The organism is Corynebacterium sp. LaCa54 (assembly GCF_046717495.1).
Taxonomy (GTDB): Bacteria; Actinomycetota; Actinomycetes; order Mycobacteriales; family Mycobacteriaceae; genus Corynebacterium; species Corynebacterium kefirresidentii.
In genome coordinates, this window is sequence record NZ_CP177115.1 from 379669 (window position 1) to 395683 (window position 16015).

The following is a 16015-nucleotide window of genomic DNA, read 5'->3' on the forward strand; positions in this document are numbered from 1 at the left end:
CCCCTTGACAGCACGGAAAATCTTCTTTCCGGTGAGCTCGTTGATCTTGAGCGCGCCCCACACCACAGCGATAGAAGCGACCACCACGTGGGTATTCATTGCGATGATGGAAATGCCCTGCCAGATGCGGTCGCCGGTCTTGTACTGGCGCGAAGCAGTATAAACACCCACGGCCACGCCGATGAGGATGGACAAAATAGTAGAAAGCAAGAGCAGCTGCGCGGAGACCCAGATGCGGTAGCTAATTTCTGAGTTCACCACCTCGCCCACTGGGGATTGGCCCCAGTCCCATTTGGTGAGGATATTGGTCAGCCAGGTCCACCAGCGTTGCACTAATGGGGTATCGGGGCTGAGGTTATAGGGTTCGAGGAGGTTATTGATTTCCTCCGCCGAAAGCGGCGGGCGGCGGCCGATGTAATTGGACCGTGGGTCCAGAAAGCTGGCCGCCAAGAGATAGGCGAGGTTGGTAGCCAAAAAGATCATGAGTAACCAGCCCAGGGTCTTTTTGATCAGATATTTAGTCATAGAGATTCTCCGTGCGTGGTTAAGCAGGAAACGGGATGCAAATGTGGTTCCAACGAGCGAATCGTTGTATGTGACCAATTTAATAATCGGTTGTGCAGGACACAATCGAATTAGCCCCGTGATGTAAATCCCCTTTAACTTGATAGGTATTGGCGGAGGTGGCGAGGTGGGAAAATGGTGCAATAAAGCGCCGATGAACAGGGATATGGCGTTCGCGATTGTTGAACACTTATAGTATTTATTTAATTGAATGAAATTAACTCGGGGGTGAATATCTTCGCCCGCGCCCCGACCTCTTGCCTGTCGCCGGCGCTGGGTAGTCTTGGCGGATATGGATGACCCCACCCGCATCGATCCCACTCTTGAGTCCCTCCGTCGCGCCTGGGAAGGCCAACCCGACCTCAGCCTCGCCACCTTCTTTGCCATGCTGGCTAATCGGGGCATCGGTTGGGGTGCGAGCGATGCGGAGCTGGTAGCGGAGTTGCAGCGACAAGCGGCCGTGCATCCACCGCTTCTGCCCTTGGATAACGGACGCATTGCGGAAGGGGAGTGGCTGGTGCTTGCCGAAGCCCCCACTAACCGCATTACTGCTACGCCCACCCACGTCATCGTGCGCCGTCCACAAGCTCAACCCGTGGTATGGGCATATGATTCCATTCGCCCAACCGGGCCCGGCCGGCCTTTTACCATTCGTGATACAGAAGGCTTCGAGCACCGCTTTGGCGTGGTTACCAGCCTCATGCGGTTGAGTACTAAGCGCCCAGACCTCAAGGGCCTGAAGCGGCAGGAGTTAGGCGATTTCGTCTTTGTTCTTCGCTTCTCCGGGGCCATTGGTGTTCTTGACCATGGGTTACACCTATTTGCCAAGGAAAATCGCCGCGTTACTCGCCAGGATTATTCTTGGCAGCGAATAGAAAAATGCCGCCCCGGAGAGGAACTGGAAGTGATCCTCGGGGGCGGCGAATCGGCCCGTTTGGGGGCCATTGAAGAGGTCCTAGTGGCAGAGACCCCGAACCCGCTATTCGGATAGGTCCTTCAGAGGCCCAACCTTGCTGAATTGCAGTTTGTAAATGGTGTCCAAATCCGCGTCCGGGAAAGCCGCGCGGAAATCGCGTTCATTGGTCTCCACGGTGCCAGTAAGGCGCTCCACCGGGGTATCCGGATTGGCCGTGACCGTGTACTGCAGGGTAGGGCGGGCGCGGTCATAAGCCACGAGCCGCTCCACGTGCTCGACGCCCTTAATCCCATCCAGATCCTGGGCCACAGCACCGGCAATAGCGTTCATCGACGTCGTAATAGATCCCTTGTCATTAGACGATGCAGACTCCACGTTATTAAAGCGACGGTGGCGCAGGTTAGCTACCACGAGCCACAGGCCTACGATAAGCAGTAGTGCGGAACCACCGGCCAGCGCCCAGACCCACCAGTCATTGTCCGCCAACGTCTTCCATGCATCGTGGTCTACCCACAGGGCTAAATACTTGGCAAACTCCACATTGAAGTGGATAAGGATGGGCCACACGCCCAAAGCGATGAGGATAATTCCCAGCAGGCCGAGCAGGATACGGTCAAAAGTAGCAAGTTTTCTAGACATTGTTATCCAACTCCGGAATCTTTTCTACAGCTACGGTGACCTGTGGCGGATTCTTTAAGTGCGCCAGGCACTGCGTAACCGCGGTCTCTACTCGGCCCTGCAGCTCGGCATCGTCGGTATCACCATTGACGGTGACCTTAGCGGTCTTTTTATCCGCTGAGGTCTGTGCGGAGGCAACACCCGGCACGCGGCGAGCAGTCGCCGAAGATAGGCGAGCGATATCTACCGGCCGCATCCACATGGACGCGGTATCGGAAGCCAGCTGCAGGTGCGTTGTGCGGCGCGTCTTTAGCGCTGCAAATAGGAAGATAAGGCCGACGATAATGGATGCGACACCGGCCCAAATCATCCAGGTCTGCAGCTGTTCAGTGGCGATGAGGTTAAGTACTGGCTGTACCCATGATTGGGCATCGGAACCGGAACCTACAAGCCACGTCTCGCGCACGCCGACGACGCCCGCGACGATCAGAAGCAGCCCTAGAATGACAGCCCACGTTCGCGCCGCTGGAGACGCCTTCGGCTGCTGCCCAAAGTGTTCAGGCATGTGCTGTTCAGCCATGGTTGCCTCCTTGTGGGCGGTAGGGGTTTATGGAAATGGCGCGCAACGGTTCCGGCCGCGGCGCATCCACGTGCAGTGGGCGAGGGTTGGCCGGGGTGACCTCAATACGTTTGAGTGCTTGTGGTCGAGGGGCTTGTACCTTTCGCACAGGCGTGGACTTAGGGGTCTGCACGCGGCGCGGTGACCATTCGTGGCGGATCTCGATATCACGCAGCGGCTGCGGCCGAGGAGTTGATACCTGTACTTTTCGCGACAGCGGGCGAACCTGTCCGCTGGGGACCAGCTTGGCTGGGCGCGGTGCCGCCACGCTGTGAACGTGTACCGGCTTAGGCTCTTTGAGAGGCCGCAGCGCAGGTTCGCCCGGGGAAGAGACTTCGCGCAAGTGGTGGTCAGGGAGGTCAGCAGAGACACTGCGTACCTCAGTCTCGCGCGGAGTGTTTACAGACCGCACCGCGATGTCGGAGTCCAGGGCAGTGACGCTGCGCACCGGTGTTTTCTGCGGCGTGGCAATGCTGCGTACGTTGACCGACTCGGCAGTGACCGGCTGCCAGACCGGCGAGGGCGTGATGTGCGGCGCGACGGCAGCAGCAACCTGGCGCTGCTCCACTTCTGCCGCTGTGACCCGATTGCCCGGAACGGAACCGCCAACGGTGACATTAACGCGTGTCGTGGAATAACCGGTATGTGCCGCGATGGCTTCTGAAATGGCGGTGCGGGTATGCTCCGCCACCGTAGTAACCGGCGAGGGCCACACCACGCCGATAGTGGCGTTGACGGCCGCTACCTCGCGCTCCGAGTCCATTTGGACCGAGACCCGTGGAAAACCGCGGCCGCCGATGCCCGCTAGCTTGGCCTCTATGGCCTTGGTGCCGGGCACGCTAGCGATCGCGGCGGTAACGATGTGTTCCATGGTCCGCAGCGAGATACGCGTGTGGCCCTGAGTGGAACTATCTGTCATTAACCTTGGCCTTTCTCCTTACCAATGAGGCCATTCCACACAGAGGTGAGATCGATACGGCCATCAAAGTGTGCTCCCACGATTCCGCCAATGGCAGCAAGGAGTACGGCGAGCAAAGTAGGACCCCAGCCTAGGTACAAAAAGAAGGCAAGAATAAGGCCGGAAATGATGCCCAAAGTGGTGTAATTTTTCATATCTATTCCTTCGATGGAGCAGCGGATAAGCCATCCACGGCGTCAGAAAACTCAACGTCAATGCGCTGCAGTTCGGGACATGCCCCACGTGCGGCGGACCGGATATCTTCTGCCAAGGCATAAAGGTCCGGCGCCGCGCTGATATCGACGCGGATGTTGATCTGCAGGTGGCGATCATCGCGCGGATTGGGTCGCCGCATGCCGACGATGCGCTCGCCTGGGAGGTACAAACTCACCGAACCGAACGAACCGCCGTCGAGTGCAGCGACGCCGCGGACTTTCGTGACGGCCTCTGCAATAGCGCGGGCGTGGCTTACCTCGAGCTCGAAATGTGCTCGGGGCTCAGGCATTGGGCTTAGGCCTGACCCTGGTTCAAAGCAGCCTGGTCTTCAGACTCGGACTCATCCTTCGGCAGCTTGACATCGTGAACAACAACGTTGACGCGCTCGACGCTCAGGCCGGTCATGCGCTCTACAGCATTCATGATGTTGCGGCGGATAGCCTCAGCGAGCTCGTGGATGGCCACGCCGTACTCAGCCGTAATTGCAATCTCGATGCGGGCGGAGCCTTCTGCTACCTCTACGTCTACGCCCTGGCGGACGTCCTCGGAAGCACCGAAGGACTCGCGAATATTGCCGATCATGCGGGCGCCGCCGCCACCCAATGAATCCACGCCGGAAACCTCGCGGGCTGCGATGCCGGCAATCTTGGAGACCACGACATCGTCGATGGTGGTGGTGCCGTACTGGGTTTCCAGGTTGTTATTTACCTCGCGCTCCTCGGAAGCCGGAACCTGGTTATCGGTATTTTGTGCAGGAGTCTTGTTTTCAGACATAAGTGTTTGTGCCTTTCTTTATCGAGTGCTGTGAGAAAGCGGTATTCAACTATCTAGGCAGGACAAATTGTCCATAGCCAATGACACCGAGCTTAGATACTTCTCCGGCAATCGTGGGGTGCGGAGCAACAAAATTATCCAAAACGTGATTTTTGGCACGGTTTAATACGCGGCTTGAAAAACCGCAGCCCAACATGCTTAAATACAAAGGTTGCTTTAACAGGGCAGCGAGAACCGAGATGTGGTGCGAGCGACGGACGTCGTCAAGCACAGTCTTGGGGAGACGCTGAGCTGGTAAAGCGAACATGACACCTTCGTTGTCGCCATGTTTCAGGGGAACTTGAAACATTGACTGGAAGGTCATCCGATCGGGCTAGGTCCGCGTTAGAGCAGTGACACCCCGAGAAGATGGACCGGAGAAGGGGCATGGCAAATAAACAGCGGCAGTAGACGAATTGGACACTCTCCACGTGTAATGCGTGAAAACCGTCCTCTTCACAATACTTTGACTACGGGTCTTGTACCCCGTCGAGAGCACTGCGTTCTGGCACTTGCCATGTACCGCAACTCTTGGTCGTCATGACAGTCAGACCACTGGCGTTGTGTCAGGCCCCCAAGCCCGGACAACGTTATAGAGAAATCGAGAAGCAATTTCCCACCGCTTCACGCCCCGGAAACGCCGGGAATGTGAAAGTGGGGAAGCGAGGAAGAGGATAAGCGTGGCGGGACAAAAAATCCGCATTCGGCTGAAGGCCTATGACCACGAGGCTATCGACGCTTCTGCAAAGAAGATCGTCGAGACCGTTACCCGTACCGGTGCTCGTGTAGTCGGCCCAGTGCCGCTCCCAACCGAGAAGAACGTATACGCAGTTATTCGTTCTCCGCACAAGTACAAGGACTCTCGCGAGCACTTCGAGATGCGCACTCACAAGCGCCTGATCGACATTCTCGACCCAACCCCGAAGACCGTTGATGCTCTTATGCGCATCGATCTTCCGGCAAGCGTCGACGTGAACATCCAGTAAGCGACTTTGGTGGAGAACAAATAATGAGTGAAAACGAGATCAAGGGCATTCTGGGCAAGAAGCTCGGCATGACCCAGGTCTTCGACGAGGACAACCGCGTTGTACCGGTTACCGTCGTCGAGGCAGGGCCATGCGTTGTCACCCAGATTCGCACCCCCGAAACCGATGGCTACAGCGCCATCCAGATCGCCTTTGGCGAAATCGACCCACGCAAGGCAAATAAGCCGGTTGGTGGTCACTTCAAGAAGGCTGGCGTAACCCCACGCCGTCACGTTGCGGAAATCCGCATGGACGACACCTCTGCTTATGAGGTTGGCCAAGAGGTCAAGGTTGACATCTTCGAGGGCATCACCTTCGTTGACGTCACCGGCAAGACCAAGGGCCACGGCTACGCTGGTGCCATGAAGCGCCACGGCTTCGCAGGCCAGGGCGCAGCTCACGGTAACCAGGCCGCTCACCGCCGCGTTGGTGGCATCGGCGGCGCTGCTACCCCGGGCCGCGTCTTCAAGGGCAAGCGCATGGCTGGCCGTATGGGCCAGGACCGCGTGACCACCCAGAACCTGAAGATTCAGAAAATCGATGCCGAGTCCAACCTGCTGCTCATCAAGGGTGCTATCCCTGGTGCGCGCGGCGGCCTCGTCACCGTTAAGACCGCAGTGAAGGGCGGTGCACACGCATGAGCAACCTCAAGCTAGACGTCCACACTTCCGAGGGTAAGACCAACGGCTCTGTAGACCTGCCTGCTGAAATCTTTGACACCGAGGCATCCATTGCTCTGATGCACCAGGTTGTTAACGCTCAGCTTGCTGCTGCACGCCAGGGCACCCACGCAACCAAGACCCGCGGCGATGTCCGCGGTGGTGGTCGCAAGCCTTTCCGTCAGAAGGGCACCGGCCGTGCACGCCAGGGCTCCATCCGCGCACCGCATTACACCGGTGGCGGCACCGTCCATGGCCCACAGCCGCGCGACTACGCACAGCGCACCCCTAAGAAGATGATCAAGGCTGCTCTCTTCGGTGCACTGTCTGACCGTGCTCGCAACGAGCGCATCCACGTCATCGAAGAGCTCGTACCGGGCCAGAAGCCGTCCACCAAGTCGGCTAAGGCCTTCCTCGAGTCCCTGACCGAGCGCAAGAACGTGCTCCTGGTCATCGGCCGCGAGGACATCAACGCTCGTCGTAGCGCTAATAACCTGCCTAACGTTCAGATCCTGGACGCTGGCCAGCTCAACACCTACGACGTTCTCTACTCCGATGACGTTGTGTTCTCCGTTGAGGCGCTACACACCTTCATCAACCGCGCAACCGGCGCGGATAAGGAGGAGAACTAATGGCTAAGATTTCTAACCCACGCGATATCATCATCGCCCCGGTTGTATCCGAGAAGTCCTACGGTCTGATGGAGCAGAACGTGTACACGTTCTACGTCTCCACGGACTCCAATAAGTCCCAGATTAAAGATGCCGTAGAGCAGATCTTTGACGTCAAGGTCGACTCCGTGAACACCGTGAACCGTGCAGGCAAGCGTAAGCGCACCCGCACCGGTTACGGTCAGCGTAAGTCCACCAAGCGTGCATATGTGACGCTCCGTGAAGGCAGCGACTCCATCGACGTCTTCGGCGGCGGCGCTTAAGCGTCACCGGAGAGCCGAAAGGAAAAGGAAGAATTATGGCTATTCGTAAGTACAAGCCGACAACTCCGGGTCGCCGCGCATCCTCCGTTTCTGAGTTTGACGAGATCACTCGTTCTACTCCGGAGAAGTCCCTGCTGCGCCCGCTGAGCAAGACTGGTGGCCGTAACAACTACGGCCGCATTACCACCCGCCACATCGGCGGTGGCCACAAGCGCCGTTACCGTCTGATCGACTTCCGTCGTAACGACAAGGACGGCATCCCGGCAAAGGTCGCTCACATCGAGTACGACCCGAACCGCACCGCAAACATTGCACTGCTTCACTACGTTGATGGCGAGAAGCGCTACATCATCGCCCCTAAAGGCCTGAAGCAGGGCACCATCGTAGAGTCCGGCCCGAATGCAGATATCAAGGTTGGCAACAACCTGCCTCTGCGTAATATCCCGACCGGTTCTACCATCCACGCTGTTGAGCTCAAGCCGGGCGCTGGCGCTAAGCTGGCTCGCTCCGCTGGTGCTTCCATTCAGCTGCTGGGTAAGGAAGGCAAGTACGCAGTTCTGCGTATGCCGTCTTCCGAAATCCGCCGTGTGGATATCCGCTGCCGCGCCACCGTTGGTGAGGTTGGCAATGCCGAGCAGATGAACATCCGCTGGGGCAAGGCCGGCCGTATGCGTTGGAAGGGCGTTCGCCCGACCGTCCGCGGTGTCGTTATGAACCCGGTTGACCACCCACACGGTGGTGGTGAGGGTAAGACCTCGGGTGGTCGCCACCCTGTGTCCCCATGGGGTCACAAGGAGGGTCGCACCCGCAACCCGAACCGTTACTCCAACAACATGATCGTGCGCCGTCGTCGCCCGAACAAGAAGCGCTAAGAGGAGGTAAACAATGCCACGCAGCCTTAAGAAGGGCCCGTTCGTCGATGAGCACCTCCTCAACAAGGTGGATGCTCAGAACGATGCAGGCACCAAGCAGGTCATCAAGACCTGGTCTCGCCGCTCGACCATTCTCCCCGATTTCATCGGTCACACCTTCGCCGTCCACGACGGCCGCAAGCACGTGCCGGTTTTCATCGAGGACTCCATGGTCGGCCACAAGCTGGGCGAGTTTGCACCAACCAAGACCTTTAAGGGTCACGTCAAGGATGACAAGAAGGGACGTCGATAAGCGATGAGTGAGACCATCACCTCCGCATCCGCCACGGCCCGCTACGTCCGCGTCACCCCGATGAAGGCACGTCGCGTGCTCGATCTGGTCCGCGGCAAGTCCGTAAGCGAAGCCCTGGCTATCCTGAAGTACGCACCGCAGGGTGCTTCCAAGCCAGTTGCTAAGGTCGTTGCTTCTGCAGCCGCTAACGCTGAGAACAACTTCGGCCTCGACCCACGTACCCTGGTCATCTCCGAGGCTTATGCCAACGAGGGTCCGACCATGCGTCGTTTCCAGCCGCGTGCACAGGGTCGTGCATTCATGATTCGTAAGCGCACCAGCCACATCACCGTGGTGGTCGAAAGCCAGCAGGAAGGGGCCAAGTAATGGGCCAGAAGATCCATCCTCACGGCCTACGTTTGGGCATCACTTCCGACTGGAAGACCCACTGGTTCGCCGATAAGGACTACGCGAACTACGTAGCCGAAGACATCAAGATTCGTAACTACCTCAACAAGGGCCTCGAGCGCGCCGGCATTGCCGACGTCGTTATCGAGCGCACCCGCGACCGCGTCCGCGTCGACATTCACACCGCCCGCCCGGGCATCGTGATTGGCCGCCGCGGTGCTGAGGCTGACCGTATCCGCCGCGAGCTGGAAAAGCTCACCGGCAAGATGGTTGCCCTCAACATCCTCGAGGTCAAGCAGGTAGACGCAAACGCAACCCTGGTTGCTCACTCCATCGCGGAGCAGCTGGTTAACCGCGTCGCATTCCGTCGTGCAATGCGCAAGGCTATCCAGTCCGCTATGCGCCAGCCACAGGTTAAGGGCATCAAGATTCTGCTGTCCGGCCGCCTGGGTGGTGCTGAAATGTCCCGCGTTGAGCGCTACCGCGAGGGTCGCGTTCCGCTGCACACTCTTCGCGCCGAAATCGATTACGGCACCGCAGAGGCCCACACCACCTTCGGCCGCATTGGCATCAAGGTGTGGATCTATAAGGGTGACGTCGTCGGTGGCGTACGCGAGTCCGAACTGAACGCTCCGGCACAGGGCCGTGGCCGTGACCGCAATGGTCGCTCCCGCCGCGGTGGCCAGCGCCGCCAGCGTGCACAGCAGAAGCAGGAGGGCTAATCCATGCTGATTCCTAAGCGTGTTAAGTACCGCCGTCAGCACCGCCCGAACCGTCGCGGCGTGTCCAAGGGCGGTAACCGCATCAACTTCGGCGATTACGCTATCCAGGCTCTCGAGCCGGCGTACATCACCAACCGTCAGATTGAGGCCGCACGTATTGCCATCAACCGCCACGTCAAGCGTGGTGGCAAGGTGTGGATCAACATCTTCCCGGACCGTCCGTTGACCCAGAAGCCGCTCGGCGTTCGTATGGGTTCCGGTAAGGGCCCGGTTGAGAAGTGGGTGGCTAACGTTAAGCCGGGCCGCGTACTTTTCGAGATGAGCTATCCGAACGATGCCGTTGCAATTGAGGCTCTGCGCCGCGCTGGCCAGAAGCTTCCTTGCAAGGTCCGTATCATCAAGAAGGAGGACCAGTTCTAATGGCAACCGGTACCCCCGCCCACGAGTTCCGTGAGCTCGACAATGCTGAGCTGCAGTCCCGCCTGAAGGATGCGAAGGAAGAACTGTTCAACCTTCGCTTCCAGAAGGCCACCGGCCAGCTGACCAACAACCGCCGCATCGGCACGGTTAAGCGCGACATTGCCCGCATCTACACCGTTCTGCGCGAGCGCGAGCTGGGCCTGTCCGTTGCTCCGGGAGCTGAGGCTTAATCATGAGTGAGGCTAACGTGACTGATTCCAAGAAGGCACCTACTCCGAAGAAGGAGAAGGTCAAGGGCGCTCCTAAGGTTCGCACCGGCTATGTAGTTTCCGACAAGATGAACAAGACCATCGTTGTCGAGCTGGAAGACCGCAAGCAGCACGCCCTGTACGGCAAGATCATGCGTTCTAACAAGAAGGTTAAGGCGCACGACGAGGAAGAAACCGCAGGCATCGGCGATCTCGTACGCATCGCTGAGACCCGCCCGCTGTCCAAGGACAAGCACTTCCGTCTCGTTGAGATCATCGAGAAGGCTAAGTAAAAACTAGCCAGCGCAGCCCCTGCTCCGAATCTTATGGTTCGGGGTAGGGGCCTTCGCCGTTTTAAGGCTTCGCTACGGTCGGGCCCGTCCATAAAACCAGTAGGGAACCCACGTGACGGCGGTGGTATCCAGGCCCCACTCATTCACCGCGAGGCCTCGTACGCTCTTTGCTAGCTCCCCCTCGCCGGAAGCCCACACGTACCCTGGCCCCGGCGCACGGGCATAGTCCGCTCTTAGAGCGGCTACGACAGCATCCGCCTCCTGACGCGGCTGGGTATAAATGATGCGCAGGCTGCGGACGCTCGTCTCCCACCGAGTTGCAAGGCCCGGCTCTACCTCGTCCTCGCTGGTTACCACGGCCATAACATCGGTGGCTCGAAGCGTCGCCGGGTTATGGTTTTCTTGGTAGGCCAAGATGTGCCGCAGGGCGGGCAGGGCGGATGCATCGGCGACTAGAAGTTGTGCCGACTCGGTTGGTCGCCACAAGTCGTTGCACGTAAAGAATCCCGCCGTATCGCCGGCTCGTGCGCGGCGAATCCACCGCGAGCCAGGTCCGGAATCGCCGTGGGTGACCACGTCGACATCGACTGTGGCCTCTTCTGAATGGAGCGCGCGGATGGTATACCAGCGCAGGTCCGGCCGCCTCTCCTCGCAAATCGCGCTTACCGCCGAGCGGAGGTTTATGCCGTCGACGGGGAAGGGCCTAAATTCCTGTCCGGCTTGTGGCATGACGAGTCCAAAGAATTCATCGGGTCCGGAGAGGGTGTATGTCCGGAATGCCTCGGCATAAAACGTCAGGCGGTGCAGGCGCGGCCGGATCCGTTTATTAGCGGTCAGAATAACGGGGATGAGTTCGTGTTGACGCATCGTGGCGGATTGTGGGGAAGAGTTCATGCGTCTAATATACTCATAATAAACTAAGGCTTGCCTAAATTACTCTTTGCGGTATAGGCTAAGCAAAGTTATTTTCCTCCTTCTTGAAAGGGCTAGCCTGGTGAAGATTTTCGGCCGTCGTAGTTTGGGTGCAGTAGCAGTGCTTTCTGCCGGAGTCGTAGCCTTAGGAGGCTGCTCCCGCGGTGAAGGCGATGAAACGGCTAAGACTACTGACGCTTCCAGCGAGCAGCGGGTGGCTAGCCTGGGCCTGGGTGACGCCGATACGCTGCTTGCCCTGGGGATCACTCCCGTGGCGGTGGCACCGTGGGGTGCTGAGGGCGATGGCGATCCCTCCGGCGTCGGCCCCTGGGCAGAGAAGCTTTTGGGCGATGCAAAGCCTGAGGTGATTTATAACACCGCAACCGGATTCACCGCGGATACCTTTGAGCAGATCACCGCGGCAGACCCCACCCAGATCATTGCGGTGAACCAGGCCGTGGATGCGCATACGAAGGAATCCCTGGAAGACATCGCGCCTACCACCGTCAAGCCAGATGGCTATGAAGACTGGCAGGTGCCCTGGGAAAAGCAGGTAGAAACCATTGCAGACGCGGTGGGTAAGGAAGACGAAGGCGATAAGCTTATCGATGACACCGAAAAGGCCTTCGAGGAATTCCGCCGCGAGCACACGGAATTGCAGGATAAATCTGCGGCCATCGTCATGCCTTATGACGGCAAAATCGGCCTCTACACCGAGGAGGACGGGCGCGGACAATTCATCGAGGATCTTGGCATGGAGATCCCCGATGCCTTGCAGGGCGATGGCAGCAGCTTCTTCGTTGACATTGCCCCAGAAAATTACGCAAAACTTAACCAGGTTGATTACCTCTTTGTCCTGGACTACAACGGTTCCTCCGAAGCCTTGAAGAAGGATAAGACCTTCCAAGGCCTCGACGTTGTCAAGGATGGTCGCGTGCGCTACCTGGATACGGATACCGGTAATGCCATGAGTATGCCGAACCCGGTGACCATCCCCTGGGCAGTAGATAAGTTTGAAGAGAAGCTGTAATTGTCAGCAACCACGAAAGTCGGCCAAAAAATCCAGACGGATAACACCGCAGATAGTCCTACCGCCACCGGCGCCGCCGCACCGGTAATGACGCGGGCACCTCGTCACAAGCTGCTCCTTGTTGCCCTCATCCTCGCCAGCCTGGTGTTGGCGGTGGCGTCCTTGACGCTAGGATCCCGCTCGATTCCGCCCGGGGAGGTCATCGCCGCCCTGCACGGAGCAGGGGAGCAGGATATCCACGATATCGTGTGGAACCTGCGCATGCCGCGCACCTTCCTGGCTTATTTCGCCGGCGCGGCCCTTGCTGTGGCCGGTGTACTGGCGCAATCGTGGACCAGAAACCCGCTGGCGGATCCAGGGTTTATTGGCGTTACCGCGGGTGCGTCATTCTTTGTTGCCATAGGCACGGCCATCGGCATTGCTACCTCCACCGGTATGCGGACTACCCTCGCGCTCGCTGGCGCGGGTATTACCACGCTGCTGGTCTTAGCCGTATCGCGGCGGTTTCAGGATCCTCTGACGCTCGTTCTGGTAGGTGCCGGCGTCTCCGCCGCCTTGGGATCGGGCGCGATGATCATCGGCCTTTATTCCACGGACGTCCTCGATAGCATGCGGCGGTGGACCATCGGATCCACCTTTGGCCGCGGCCCAGAAGACGTCGCGATCGCGGGCATAGGGCTTGTTATCGGCCTAGCGTGCGCGGCGATGGCAGCCAGACCCCTCGATCTTTTGGCTATGGGGGAGGAGTCCTCCCTCGCCTTGGGCGGGTCCCCCACCACCGCGCGGGTGGGCGCGGCGCTCAGCGTCGTGGTGCTGGCCGGCAGTGCAACGGCGGCAACGGGGCCCATTGCCTTCGTCGGCTTTGCCATTCCTCACATCGTGCGGCGGGTGGTGGGCCCTAGCGTTGCTACCATGCTTTTGCCCTCCGCGCTCTTAGGTGGTTGTGCCGTGCTTGCCGCCGATATCATCGGCCGCCTCATTGTGGGTAACTCGGAGCTGGAGATGTCCATCGTCCTCGCGGTAGTGGGCGCACCCTTCCTCATTTGGGGTGCCCACCGAGGAATGGGCAGAACGTGGGGGTAAAACGCATGACCACGATCAGCACAATTTTAACAGCGCAGCAACGCCGTCGGCACGCGCGCGTGCTCGCTTCCACGTTGGCATTTATCCTTATCGCCCTTATCGCGTACTTAGTATTGTTGGGGCAAGGTTCCGTGGAACTGAGCCCACGTCAAGTCATCGATGTTCTCACCGGCGGCGGCAGCGAGAGCCACATCAGGGTGGTGTGGGACTTGCGCCTGCCGGTTGCTATCGCCACCGTCATCGTGGGCACCGCCCTCGGCCTGGCCGGTTCTTGGACGCAAACCATGGCCCGCAACCCGCTCGCCTCGCCGGATATTTTAGGCGTTACCGGCGGGGCATCGGTGTTGGTGGTCCTGGGTACCGTGCATTCGCGCCCCAGTTTCGCTGAGGGTATCCCGGAGTTTTGGTGGCGGGCATGCTTGGCGACGATCGGCGCCCTCCTCGTTGTCCTCCTCCTCGCCACCCTTGGTGGCATCGGTACGAGCAACCGCATCGTCATCGTCGGTATTGCCTTATCGCTGCTGTTTCAGGCCATCGTGGCGTATTTGATGCGCAGCACCCAGGTCCTGCGCGCTGCGGAGGCGCAAACGTGGCTTGCGGGATCGACTGGATTTGTGCGCATGGAGGTCATCCTCCCCCTGCTGGCGGCATTAGCGCCGTTTTTCGCTATAGGCATCTGGTGCGCGGGGGAGCTGCCGCTGCTTGCCCACGATGATTCCTCCGCAACCACCCTGGGCGTGAATATTTCCCGCCAGCGCGCCCTGCTGCTTATTGCGGCAACCGGTATCAGCGCCGTGGTGGTTTCGGTGGTGGGACCCATTGGGTTTATCGCGCTGCTAGCGCCGCACCTGGCGCGGATGGTGGCGCGCACCCCCACGCCATCGCCGCTGGCGTCGGCAGCCGCGGGCGCGGCGTTGCTTACCGTGTGCGCCGTCATCGCTGGCGCTATCCCGGTAAACGCGCCGGTGGGTGCGGTTTCCTCGGTCATCGGCGGCTGCGCCTTGGTGATAGTGGTGTGGAATGCGGCCGGGCGCAGCTAAACGTTGCGCCGCGGCACAGCGGGGGAAACGGACAAACACAGCGCCGGATGGTGCTAGATAGTCGTACGTGGATGAAGGAAAAGATATGACGAATAATCGGCCTAATCAGCCTAAACAGCCCACGAGCGCGAAGCCTCGGTGCAGTCTCCACGCCACCGGCATTCATGCGGGATATAAGGATGGCGAGGACATCCTTGCCGGCGTCGATCTGCACGCCCGTGCCGGCGAAGTCACCACGCTCATTGGGCCCAATGGCTGTGGCAAGTCCACGCTGCTGAAAACTCTCTCGAAAATCCTGGCCCCGCGGCAGGGCAGCGTCATGGTCGGGGACGCTGACCTACATGCGCTGTCCGCGAAGGATGCCGCGCAGCAGGTGGCGCTGCTGCCGCAGCACCCCGTGGCCCCCGATGGGCTACGGGTAGGCGAGTTGGTCGCGCGCGGGCGTCATCCCTATCAGGGGAGGATGCGCGGCCTTTCCGCTACGGATCGGGAGACTATCGCGCAGGCCTGCGAGGCTACCGACATTGTGGACTTCCTCGATCGTGATATCGCTTCGCTATCGGGTGGGCAGCGCCAACGCGTCTGGCTGGCGTTGGCACTGGCACAAGATACGCCTGTGCTGCTTCTCGACGAACCCACGACCTTTCTCGACCCCGCCCATGCCATGCGCATGCTGGAGTTGGCTCGCGCACAGGCGCAGGTGGGAAAAACAGTGGTTGTAGTCCTGCACGATCTCATGCTGGCCGGCCACTATTCTGATTCCATGGTGGTGATGAAAGCCGGCAAAATTATCGCTCGCGGGGCGCCGAAACAAGCGCTATCCCCGAAGGTATTGGAGCAGGCCTATGGCATCGAGGCTGAAGCCTGGGAGGATCCGCTCGGCGATGCTCCCATCATTGTTCCCCGCCGCGTCGTAGCGGCGCATTAGTGGAAGCCTGCCAATTGTGGCTGTTGCCCAGTCGCTCTAGTTGACCTTTCTTTGTATATCTAGAAAGGAAATTGCCACTACAAAAAGATTGAGCACGCTTCCCGCGCCGAGCAAAAAGGTACCGATTCGATAGGAACCTGTGCCCACGGCCGCCATATTGCCGTAGATATAGACCCAGATGCCCCAGCCGATGAGCAGAACGAGGCCGGCAAGACCAGAGAGCAGGCGGAGGCTACGAGGGGAGGTAGGGGCGAAGAATTTATAGGCGGCGTCGACAAGCGCGCAAGCCGCTAGCCCCAGACTCAGCCCGCCGGTCAACCAAACAGGAAGTAGAGCGGAGGTGCCAAAGACTACGGGCAGGATAAACGCGAGAAACGCGAGGATAAAGAGCGCGGAGTGCAGCCACAGGGTGCGCTTGGTGTAGGTCATACTGGAAACTGTACTAAGAATTACCCGGCGTCCGGGC

25 protein-coding genes and 1 pseudogene are annotated in these 16015 nt (G+C 59.4%); 16 read left to right on the plus strand and 10 right to left on the minus strand.

Going from position 1 to position 16015, the window contains the following annotated elements:
* Positions 1–15: 15 nt before the first annotated feature.
* Positions 16–525, minus strand: a pseudogene (locus ACLI1M_RS01910) (ABC transporter permease); the annotation flags it as partial.
* Positions 526–856: 331 nt separating this feature from the next.
* Between ACLI1M_RS01910 and ACLI1M_RS01915 the strand changes: the two are divergent.
* Positions 857–1555 (plus strand): hypothetical protein, encoded by a 699-nt coding sequence (locus ACLI1M_RS01915; protein WP_248100359.1) that lies wholly within the window; start codon positions 857–859, stop codon positions 1553–1555.
* Here ACLI1M_RS01915 and amaP read toward each other — a convergent pair.
* Genes amaP through ACLI1M_RS01950 form a run of 7 tightly spaced genes read right to left on the minus strand, consistent with a single transcriptional unit; the run spans position 1544 to position 5029 of the window.
* On the minus strand, positions 1544–2119 hold the full coding sequence (amaP, locus tag ACLI1M_RS01920; protein WP_248100358.1) for an alkaline shock response membrane anchor protein AmaP: 576 nt from the start codon (positions 2117–2119) through the stop codon (positions 1544–1546). The genes ACLI1M_RS01915 and amaP overlap by 12 nt on opposite strands.
* Positions 2112–2678 (minus strand): DUF6286 domain-containing protein, encoded by a 567-nt coding sequence (locus ACLI1M_RS01925; protein WP_248100357.1) that lies wholly within the window; start codon positions 2676–2678, stop codon positions 2112–2114. The genes amaP and ACLI1M_RS01925 overlap by 8 nt, the downstream gene beginning before the upstream one ends.
* Positions 2671–3636 (minus strand): lysophospholipase, encoded by a 966-nt coding sequence (locus ACLI1M_RS01930; protein ID WP_248100356.1) that lies wholly within the window; start codon positions 3634–3636, stop codon positions 2671–2673. Before ACLI1M_RS01930 ends, ACLI1M_RS01925 begins: the two co-directional genes overlap by 8 nt.
* Positions 3636–3830, minus strand: coding sequence for a hypothetical protein (locus tag ACLI1M_RS01935; RefSeq protein ID WP_005322852.1), 195 nt, complete (start codon positions 3828–3830; stop codon positions 3636–3638). Before ACLI1M_RS01935 ends, ACLI1M_RS01930 begins: the two co-directional genes overlap by 1 nt.
* A 2-nt stretch (positions 3831–3832) precedes the next feature.
* Positions 3833–4180 (minus strand): hypothetical protein, encoded by a 348-nt coding sequence (locus tag ACLI1M_RS01940; protein WP_049358636.1) that lies wholly within the window; start codon positions 4178–4180, stop codon positions 3833–3835.
* 5 nt (positions 4181–4185) lie between these two features.
* Positions 4186–4665, minus strand: a complete 480-nt coding sequence (locus ACLI1M_RS01945; protein ID WP_086589073.1) for an Asp23/Gls24 family envelope stress response protein — start codon at positions 4663–4665, stop codon at positions 4186–4188.
* 49 nt (positions 4666–4714) lie between these two features.
* Entirely contained in the window at positions 4715–5029 is a 315-nt protein-coding gene (locus tag ACLI1M_RS01950; RefSeq protein ID WP_248100355.1) for a hypothetical protein, read from the minus strand.
* A gap of 355 nt (positions 5030–5384) precedes the next feature.
* On the opposite strand from ACLI1M_RS01950, the gene rpsJ reads away from it, so the two are divergent.
* Genes rpsJ through rpsQ form a run of 11 tightly spaced genes read left to right on the plus strand, consistent with a single transcriptional unit; the run spans position 5385 to position 10556 of the window.
* Positions 5385–5690 (plus strand): 30S ribosomal protein S10, encoded by a 306-nt coding sequence (gene rpsJ, locus ACLI1M_RS01955; RefSeq protein ID WP_003848085.1) that lies wholly within the window; start codon positions 5385–5387, stop codon positions 5688–5690.
* Between the two features lie 23 nt (positions 5691–5713).
* Complete coding sequence (gene rplC / locus ACLI1M_RS01960) at positions 5714–6370, plus strand: 50S ribosomal protein L3 (RefSeq protein WP_023020549.1); 657 nt, start codon at positions 5714–5716, stop codon at positions 6368–6370.
* Positions 6367–7020: a 50S ribosomal protein L4 gene (gene rplD / locus ACLI1M_RS01965; RefSeq protein ID WP_005322847.1), complete on the plus strand. Its 654-nt coding sequence runs from the start codon at positions 6367–6369 to the stop codon at positions 7018–7020. The genes rplC and rplD overlap by 4 nt, the downstream gene beginning before the upstream one ends.
* Entirely contained in the window at positions 7020–7322 is a 303-nt protein-coding gene (gene rplW / locus ACLI1M_RS01970; protein ID WP_023020550.1) for a 50S ribosomal protein L23, read from the plus strand. The genes rplD and rplW overlap by 1 nt, the downstream gene beginning before the upstream one ends.
* A gap of 35 nt (positions 7323–7357) precedes the next feature.
* A complete protein-coding gene (gene rplB, locus ACLI1M_RS01975) occupies positions 7358–8194 on the plus strand; it encodes a 50S ribosomal protein L2 (RefSeq protein ID WP_023020551.1) in 837 nt (278 codons plus the stop codon).
* A gap of 13 nt (positions 8195–8207) precedes the next feature.
* Positions 8208–8486: a 30S ribosomal protein S19 gene (gene rpsS / locus ACLI1M_RS01980; protein WP_005276936.1), complete on the plus strand. Its 279-nt coding sequence runs from the start codon at positions 8208–8210 to the stop codon at positions 8484–8486.
* A 3-nt stretch (positions 8487–8489) separates the two neighbouring features.
* Positions 8490–8852 carry a 50S ribosomal protein L22 gene (gene rplV, locus ACLI1M_RS01985; RefSeq protein WP_005276938.1) on the plus strand — a complete coding sequence of 121 codons (363 nt, stop codon included), beginning with the start codon at positions 8490–8492 and terminating at the stop codon, positions 8850–8852.
* Positions 8852–9595, plus strand: a complete 744-nt coding sequence (gene rpsC, locus ACLI1M_RS01990; RefSeq protein WP_248100354.1) for a 30S ribosomal protein S3 — start codon at positions 8852–8854, stop codon at positions 9593–9595. Before rplV ends, rpsC begins: the two co-directional genes overlap by 1 nt.
* A gap of 3 nt (positions 9596–9598) precedes the next feature.
* The gene (gene rplP, locus ACLI1M_RS01995) at positions 9599–10015 is read left to right on the plus strand and encodes a 50S ribosomal protein L16 (protein WP_023020553.1); all 417 of its coding nucleotides are present in this window, start codon (positions 9599–9601) and stop codon (positions 10013–10015) included.
* On the plus strand, positions 10015–10245 hold the full coding sequence (gene rpmC / locus ACLI1M_RS02000; RefSeq protein WP_005322842.1) for a 50S ribosomal protein L29: 231 nt from the start codon (positions 10015–10017) through the stop codon (positions 10243–10245). The genes rplP and rpmC overlap by 1 nt, the downstream gene beginning before the upstream one ends.
* A gap of 2 nt (positions 10246–10247) precedes the next feature.
* A complete protein-coding gene (gene rpsQ, locus ACLI1M_RS02005) occupies positions 10248–10556 on the plus strand; it encodes a 30S ribosomal protein S17 (RefSeq protein ID WP_023020554.1) in 309 nt (102 codons plus the stop codon).
* A 72-nt stretch (positions 10557–10628) separates the two neighbouring features.
* On the opposite strand, the gene ACLI1M_RS02010 is transcribed toward rpsQ, so the two are convergent.
* Entirely contained in the window at positions 10629–11450 is an 822-nt protein-coding gene (locus ACLI1M_RS02010; protein ID WP_248100353.1) for a siderophore-interacting protein, read from the minus strand.
* A gap of 100 nt (positions 11451–11550) precedes the next feature.
* Between ACLI1M_RS02010 and ACLI1M_RS02015 the strand changes: the two genes are divergently transcribed.
* The 4 genes from ACLI1M_RS02015 to ACLI1M_RS02030 all read left to right on the plus strand — a co-directional run bounded on the left by ACLI1M_RS02015 (position 11551) and on the right by ACLI1M_RS02030 (position 15549).
* Positions 11551–12498 (plus strand): ABC transporter substrate-binding protein, encoded by a 948-nt coding sequence (locus ACLI1M_RS02015; RefSeq protein WP_248100352.1) that lies wholly within the window; start codon positions 11551–11553, stop codon positions 12496–12498.
* Entirely contained in the window at positions 12499–13581 is a 1083-nt protein-coding gene (locus ACLI1M_RS02020; RefSeq protein ID WP_248100351.1) for a FecCD family ABC transporter permease, read from the plus strand. It abuts the gene before it with no gap.
* A 5-nt stretch (positions 13582–13586) separates the two neighbouring features.
* The gene (locus ACLI1M_RS02025) at positions 13587–14621 is read left to right on the plus strand and encodes a FecCD family ABC transporter permease (protein WP_248100350.1); all 1035 of its coding nucleotides are present in this window, start codon (positions 13587–13589) and stop codon (positions 14619–14621) included.
* 85 nt (positions 14622–14706) lie between these two features.
* Entirely contained in the window at positions 14707–15549 is an 843-nt protein-coding gene (locus tag ACLI1M_RS02030; protein WP_248100349.1) for an ABC transporter ATP-binding protein, read from the plus strand.
* Between the two features lie 36 nt (positions 15550–15585).
* Here the strand turns inward: ACLI1M_RS02030 and ACLI1M_RS02035 are convergent, their stop codons facing one another.
* Positions 15586–15978, minus strand: coding sequence for a multidrug transporter (locus ACLI1M_RS02035; RefSeq protein WP_248100347.1), 393 nt, complete (start codon positions 15976–15978; stop codon positions 15586–15588).
* Between the last annotated feature and the right edge of the window lie 37 nt (positions 15979–16015).

Bases quoted from the DNA above. Each gene is read 5' to 3' on its own strand.
- ACLI1M_RS02010 (WP_248100353.1), bottom strand. From the start codon at position 11,450: ATGAACTCTTCCCCACAATCCGCCACGATGCGTCAACACGAACTCATC.
- rpsC (WP_248100354.1), top strand. From the start codon at position 8,852: ATGGGCCAGAAGATCCATCCTCACGGCCTACGTTTGGGCATCACTTCC.
- rplW (WP_023020550.1), top strand. From the start codon at position 7,020: ATGGCTAAGATTTCTAACCCACGCGATATCATCATCGCCCCGGTTGTA.
- ACLI1M_RS02030 (WP_248100349.1), top strand. From the start codon at position 14,707: ATGACGAATAATCGGCCTAATCAGCCTAAACAGCCCACGAGCGCGAAG.
- rplC (WP_023020549.1), top strand. From the start codon at position 5,714: ATGAGTGAAAACGAGATCAAGGGCATTCTGGGCAAGAAGCTCGGCATG.
- amaP (WP_248100358.1), bottom strand. From the start codon at position 2,119: ATGTCTAGAAAACTTGCTACTTTTGACCGTATCCTGCTCGGCCTGCTG.
- ACLI1M_RS01940 (WP_049358636.1), bottom strand. From the start codon at position 4,180: ATGCCTGAGCCCCGAGCACATTTCGAGCTCGAGGTAAGCCACGCCCGC.
- rplP (WP_023020553.1), top strand. From the start codon at position 9,599: ATGCTGATTCCTAAGCGTGTTAAGTACCGCCGTCAGCACCGCCCGAAC.
- rpsS (WP_005276936.1), top strand. From the start codon at position 8,208: ATGCCACGCAGCCTTAAGAAGGGCCCGTTCGTCGATGAGCACCTCCTC.
- rplB (WP_023020551.1), top strand. From the start codon at position 7,358: ATGGCTATTCGTAAGTACAAGCCGACAACTCCGGGTCGCCGCGCATCC.
- ACLI1M_RS01925 (WP_248100357.1), bottom strand. From the start codon at position 2,678: ATGGCTGAACAGCACATGCCTGAACACTTTGGGCAGCAGCCGAAGGCG.
- ACLI1M_RS02035 (WP_248100347.1), bottom strand. From the start codon at position 15,978: ATGACCTACACCAAGCGCACCCTGTGGCTGCACTCCGCGCTCTTTATC.
- ACLI1M_RS01915 (WP_248100359.1), top strand. From the start codon at position 857: ATGGATGACCCCACCCGCATCGATCCCACTCTTGAGTCCCTCCGTCGC.
- ACLI1M_RS01935 (WP_005322852.1), bottom strand. From the start codon at position 3,830: ATGAAAAATTACACCACTTTGGGCATCATTTCCGGCCTTATTCTTGCC.
- rplD (WP_005322847.1), top strand. From the start codon at position 6,367: ATGAGCAACCTCAAGCTAGACGTCCACACTTCCGAGGGTAAGACCAAC.
- rpmC (WP_005322842.1), top strand. From the start codon at position 10,015: ATGGCAACCGGTACCCCCGCCCACGAGTTCCGTGAGCTCGACAATGCT.
- rplV (WP_005276938.1), top strand. From the start codon at position 8,490: ATGAGTGAGACCATCACCTCCGCATCCGCCACGGCCCGCTACGTCCGC.
- ACLI1M_RS01950 (WP_248100355.1), bottom strand. From the start codon at position 5,029: ATGACCTTCCAGTCAATGTTTCAAGTTCCCCTGAAACATGGCGACAAC.
- rpsQ (WP_023020554.1), top strand. From the start codon at position 10,248: ATGAGTGAGGCTAACGTGACTGATTCCAAGAAGGCACCTACTCCGAAG.
- ACLI1M_RS01945 (WP_086589073.1), bottom strand. From the start codon at position 4,665: ATGTCTGAAAACAAGACTCCTGCACAAAATACCGATAACCAGGTTCCG.
- ACLI1M_RS01930 (WP_248100356.1), bottom strand. From the start codon at position 3,636: ATGACAGATAGTTCCACTCAGGGCCACACGCGTATCTCGCTGCGGACC.
- ACLI1M_RS02025 (WP_248100350.1), top strand. From the start codon at position 13,587: ATGACCACGATCAGCACAATTTTAACAGCGCAGCAACGCCGTCGGCAC.